Source organism: Pseudoxanthobacter sp. (genome assembly GCF_036822375.1).
Taxonomy (GTDB): domain Bacteria; phylum Pseudomonadota; class Alphaproteobacteria; order Rhizobiales; family Segnochrobactraceae; genus Pseudoxanthobacter.
Genome location: NZ_DAISHT010000186.1, coordinates 1 through 5271 on the forward strand (window position 1 = coordinate 1; position 5271 = coordinate 5271).

General features: G+C 70.4%; 3 protein-coding genes. 2 read left to right on the top strand and 1 reads right to left on the bottom strand.

Annotation, left to right across the window (positions count from 1 at the left end; translation table 11 throughout):
* Positions 1 to 144 precede the first annotated feature (144 nt).
* The gene (gene tkt, locus V7067_RS14155; RefSeq protein ID WP_334176548.1) at positions 145 to 2250 is read right to left on the bottom strand and encodes a transketolase; all 2106 of its coding nucleotides are present in this window, start codon (positions 2248 to 2250) and stop codon (positions 145 to 147) included.
* 514 nt (positions 2251 to 2764) lie between these two features.
* Between tkt and phaZ the strand changes: the two genes are divergently transcribed.
* Positions 2765 to 4678, top strand: coding sequence for a polyhydroxyalkanoate depolymerase (gene phaZ / locus V7067_RS14160; protein ID WP_334176549.1), 1914 nt, complete (start codon positions 2765 to 2767; stop codon positions 4676 to 4678).
* A gap of 149 nt (positions 4679 to 4827) precedes the next feature.
* Positions 4828 to 5238 carry a DUF2852 domain-containing protein gene (locus V7067_RS14165; protein ID WP_334176550.1) on the top strand — a complete coding sequence of 137 codons (411 nt, stop codon included), beginning with the start codon at positions 4828 to 4830 and terminating at the stop codon, positions 5236 to 5238.
* Positions 5239 to 5271 lie beyond the last annotated feature (33 nt).

Sequence of the window (5271 nt, forward strand, 5' to 3'; positions counted from 1 at the left end):
CCGATGCGGCCGAAACCGTTGATCGCTACTTTCACAGCCATGGCGTCTCTCCGTTCGATGGATTGGGCGAGGCGCGCGGCAACCGCCGCTGCCTCCCGTCGTATGTCACATAAAGCCGGTTCCCCGTGCGGAAAACCGACTGGATCAATCTGCCGGCTCTTCCCCGGCTTTTGCCGGGCCGTCCGGCGCACCGGCAGTGCGCGCGACGGCAGCCCGGGCAACTTCCACCACCTTCAGCGGCGTGATGCCGAAGCGGGAGAACAGCACGCCGGCCGGGGCGCTGGCGCCAAAGCCGCTCATGCCGACAAAATGGCCCGCATCGCCGATGAAGCGGTCCCATCCGGTGCGGATCGCCGCCTCCACGGCAATGCGCACCGGCGCCGTGCCGGTCACCTCCGCCCGGTAGGCCGGAGACTGGGCACAGAACAGCTCGAACGACGGCACCGACACCACGCGCGTGCCGATGCCCTCTTCTTCCAGCACCGCCCGGGCGGCCACCGCAACGCTCACCTCCGACCCGGAGGCAAACAGCGTCACCTGCGCCGGGCCGCAGCCCGCCGCGCGCAGCTCATAGGCCCCGCGCGCCGTCAGGTTCTCCCGCGCCTCGCGCTCGCGCAGCGCCGGCAGGCTCTGCCGCGACAGCACCAGCACGGCCGGACCTTTCGCCCGCTCCAGCGCCGCCTGCCAGCACTCCGCCGTTTCCACAGCGTCGGCCGGGCGCAGCACGGTGAGGCCGGGAATGATCCGCAATCCCGCCAGATGCTCCACCGGCTGGTGCGTCGGCCCGTCCTCGCCGAGACCGATGGAATCGTGCGTCATCACGAACACGACTCGCACGCCCATCAGCGCGGCGAGCCGGATCGCCGGGCGGCAATAATCAGAGAAAACGAGGAAGGTCCCGCCATAGGGCAAAAAGCCGCCATGCAGCGCCAGCCCGTTCATGGCCGCCGCCATGGCATGTTCGCGGATGCCCCAGTGGACGTAAGTGCCGCGATAGTCGCCGGGCGCGACCGCGCTCTGCCCCGCCACCAGCGTGTTGTTGGAGCCGGACAGGTCGGCCGAGCCGCCGACCAGCTCCGGCGCCAGGCCGGCGATCACCTCCAGCGCCAGTTCGGAGGCCTTGCGGGTGGCCATGGCCGGCTGCCGGCGCACCAGATCGGCCGACAGCGCCGACAGCGCCTCGCCGAGGCCGGGCGGCAACTGGCCGCGCATGCGGCGGTCGAACTCGCCGCGCTCTTCCGGCGGCAGCGCGCGATAGCGCTTTTCCCACGCCTTGCGCTCGTGAACGCAGCGCAGGCCCGCCATGCGCCACAGGTCGCGCACCTCGCACGGCACCTCGAACGGCGCCACCGCGCCGAACCCCAGCCCGGCGCGCGTCAGCGCCGCCTCGGCCGGCCCCAGCGGCGCGCCGTGCACCGCCGCCGTGCCCTGCCGGCCGGGCGCGCCGCGGCCGATGACGGTGCGGGCGCCGATCAGCGTCGGCCGGTCGCTGTCGCGTGCAGCCTGCAGCGCGGCCAGAATGGCGCCGGGGTCATGGCCGTCGATGGACACGGCCTCCCACCCGGCAGCCTCGAAGCGGCGCAGCATGTCGCCGGATTCGGTCAGCGACACCGCGCCGTCGATGGAAATGCCGTTGTTGTCCCAGAGTACGGTCAGCCGGTTCAGCTTCAGGTGGCCGGCGATGGAGATCGCCTCCTGCGAGAGGCCCTCCATCAGGTCGCCGTCGGAGGCCAGCACCCAGGTGCGGTGGTCGACCAGAGCATCCCCGAAGCGGGCATTCAGCATGCGCTCCGCCAGCGCCATGCCCACCGCATTGGCCAGCCCCTGCCCGAGCGGACCGGTGGTGGTTTCGATGCCGGCGGCGGCGCCATATTCCGGGTGGCCCGCAGCCGGCGAGCCGAGCTGGCGAAAGCGCTTCAGCACCTCAAGGGAAAAATCCTCGTAGCCCGTGAGATGCAGGAGAGCATAGAGCAGCGCCGAGCCGTGGCCGGCCGACAGCACGAAGCGATCGCGGTCGGGCCACCACGGACTGGTGGGATCGAACTTCATCACCCCGCCGAACAGCACCGTGGCGACATCGGCGGCGCCGAGCGGCAGGCCCGGATGGCCGGATGCCGCCGCCTCCACCGCATCGATCGCCAGCAGACGCACGGCAGACGCCAGAAGGGCGTGATTCTCGCTGTCGGCGTCCTCGCCCGCCGGCGGGGCGCCCGCCGGGAACGGATCGTGCTGGGTCAGGCTGTCCGTCATGGGCCCTTCACATCGACACCGGGTCACAGCGACGCCGGAGCGCGCGCACGGCCGGCAGACTGCCGGGCGGCAGAACGACGGCCCCCGGCGCCGGGAACGCCTTCTGCAATATCAGGTCGCAGGGTTCAGTCAACGCGGCGCGGTGAACGTTCGCCCTCCGTCCGCAAAATGGTTGCGCTGCCGCAGCCCGTCCGGCCGTTCGACTGCAACCGGCCAGACACCTTCTTGCCCTGAGCCGACAAAAGCCTTAAGAATTGTGCAGCGCACAATGAATTAATCGTGGCGTTGTCGCCGGTGCCCAAGTGTCGCCGGCGTGACGCGGCGCCGGCTTTCTTTGCCCGGCAAAACAGCAGGCAAAGCCGTTTTTTTGCGCAACGGACGTGACGCGGCGCGGCCGCCGTTGCAACATGACAGAAAATGCCCGCCAGACGCGCGGGGCCGGAGATGGGGCGTCGCCCGGCCGGCGGGGCGGAAGATGCGGCCCGCGGGCGGACGACAGAACGGGACAGCAGCGGTGAATTATCAGCTCTATGAACTGAACCACGCGGCACTCAGCCCCCTGCGGGCCGTGGCGGACGCAACACGGCTTTATTTCCGCAACCCGGCCAATCCCATGGCCTACACACCGTTCGGCCGCTCCATCGTGGCGGCGCTGGAGGTGTTCGAGCGCACCACCCGGGTCTACGGCAAGCCGGCCTTCGGCATTTCCAGCACCGTCGTCGGCGGGGTGCGGGTGCCGGTGCGCGAGGAAGTGGTCTGGGCGATGCCGTTCTGCCGCCTCATCCGCTTCGTGCGCGGCACGCCGGAGGCCAGCGCCCAGCACCCGCGCCTGCTCATCGTGGCGCCGATGTCCGGCCACTATGCCACGCTGCTGCGCGGCACGGTGGAAGAGATGCTGCCGCGCCACGATGTCTACATTACCGACTGGACCGACGCGCGCACGGTGCCGCTCTCGGCCGGGCGCTTCGACCTCGACACCTATATCGATTACCTGATCGGCATCCTGCACCATCTGGGCCCCAACACCCATGTGATGGCGGTGTGCCAGCCGGCCGTGCCGGCGCTGGCCGCCACCGCGGTGATGGAAGCCGCCGGCGACCCCGCCGCCCCGGCATCGCTGATCCTGATGGGCGGGCCGATCGACACCCGCATCAACCCGACCGAAGTGAACCACACCGCCAAGAAACGCGGCATCGACTGGTTCCGGCGCAATGTCATCATGACGGTGCCGTTCCCCTATCCGGGCTTCATGCGGCGGGTCTATCCGGGGTTCCTGCAGCTCTCCGGCTTTCTGGCGATGAACTACGATCGCCATTACGATGCGCATCGTATCTTCTACGACAGCATGGTGAAGGGCGACGGCGATTCCACGCGCAAGCACCGCGAGTTCTATGACGAATATCTGGCCGTCATGGACCTCACGGCCGAGTTCTTCCTGCAGACCGTCGAAACCGTTTTCCTCAATCACGACCTGCCCGACGGGCGGATGATGTATCGCTCCACGCCGGTGGACCTGACGAAGATCGTCCGCACCGCGCTGTTCACCATCGAGGGCGAGAAGGACGATATCTCCGGCGTAGGCCAGACCGAAGCCACGCAGGCGCTGTGCACCGGCATTCCGGCCGACCGCAAGCACCATTACCTGCAACTGGGCGTCGGTCACTACGGCGTTTTCAACGGCTCGCGCTTCCGCTCCGAGATTGCGCCGCGCATCGCCGATTTCGTCTGGACCTTCGACCGCGCCCCGCGCCGCAGCGATGTCGTGGCGCAGCCCGCCGCTGCGGAACCGGCACCCGTGGAAGAGGCCGCGCCGGTGACGGCGGAAGCCCCCGTCGCGGACGTTCCAGTCGCGGACGTTCCCGTGGCTGAGACCCGGATCGCTGAGGCCCCGGTTGCGGAAGCCGCAGTTGCAGACGTCCCTGCCGCGGAACCGGCGGCCGCCCCGGCGCCCGCGCAGCCGGAGACGGCTTCGGAGACGGCCGCCGAAGCGGCCCCCACGGCGCAGTCCGAAACCGCAGCCCCGGAGGCCGCGGCCGGCGACCAGCCGCATTTCCCCGGCTTCGGCCCGCCCGCCGAGGCCGCACCGGACGCCGCCGCGGAACCGGCGGCCGAGCCGGCGACGAAGGCCCGGGCCGCCAAGGCACGCACCCCGCGCGCCAGAGCCGTGCCGAAGGACCGCGGCGCGGTGCCCCCGCTCGGCGGCGGTCTCGGCGGCGCCACCGGCGACAATCTCGGCAGGATCAAGGGCGTCGGCCCCTCCATCGCCAAGGCGCTGCGCGACCTCGGCTATGCGAGCTATGCCGACATTGCCGCCCTCGATGCCGACGGGATCGCCCGCATCGAAGAGCGCATCGGCTTTCCCGGTCGCGTGGAGCGGGATGACTGGATCGGGCAGGCCAGGGCGCTGCTGGCCACCGCCGGCGCCTGAGGCCGTCTGATCTGCCCCTCCACCGGAACGGCGCTCCTCGGGGCGCCGTTTTCGTATCCGGGGCGGCGCGCCCGTCCTGTCGGCTCTTGAAGCGCGCCTGTGGAAAACCCAGATCTCCGGGGTGCCTGTTCCTCACCCCGGAGCCGACGATGACTTCCACCGCCTTTTCCCGTCCCGTTCGCGGCCCGCTGGTCTATGTGGCGACGGTCGCCGCCTTCATCCTGTGGTGGCCGCTGGGCCTGCTGATGGTCGCCTACATTCTGTGGGGCGATCACTTCCACCGCTTCGCCGACGATCTGCGCGGCAGCTTCCGGCGCGCCACGGCGTGCAGCCCCGGCGCGGGCGCGGCGTCCGGCTCGTCCGGCTTCGGCCGCACCGGCAATGCGGCGTTCGATGACTATCGCGCCCGCGAACTGGAGCGGCTGGAGGCCGAGCGCCGCCGGCTGGACGAGATGCGCGACGAGTTCGATGCCTTCCTGCAGAACCTGCGCCGCGCCCGCGATCAGGAAGAGTTCGACCGCTTCATGGCCGGCCGCAACGCCGGCCGCCCGCAGGGCTGAACGCCGGGCGGCGTCGCAGCGGTCTCCGCCCCC

What these genes read in the sequence shown, in the direction of transcription:
- tkt (WP_334176548.1), bottom strand. Translation starts at nt 2,250, where the DNA reads ATGACGGACAGCCTGACCCAGCACGATCCGTTCCCGGCGGGCGCCCCG.
- V7067_RS14165 (WP_334176550.1), top strand. Translation starts at nt 4,828, where the DNA reads ATGACTTCCACCGCCTTTTCCCGTCCCGTTCGCGGCCCGCTGGTCTAT.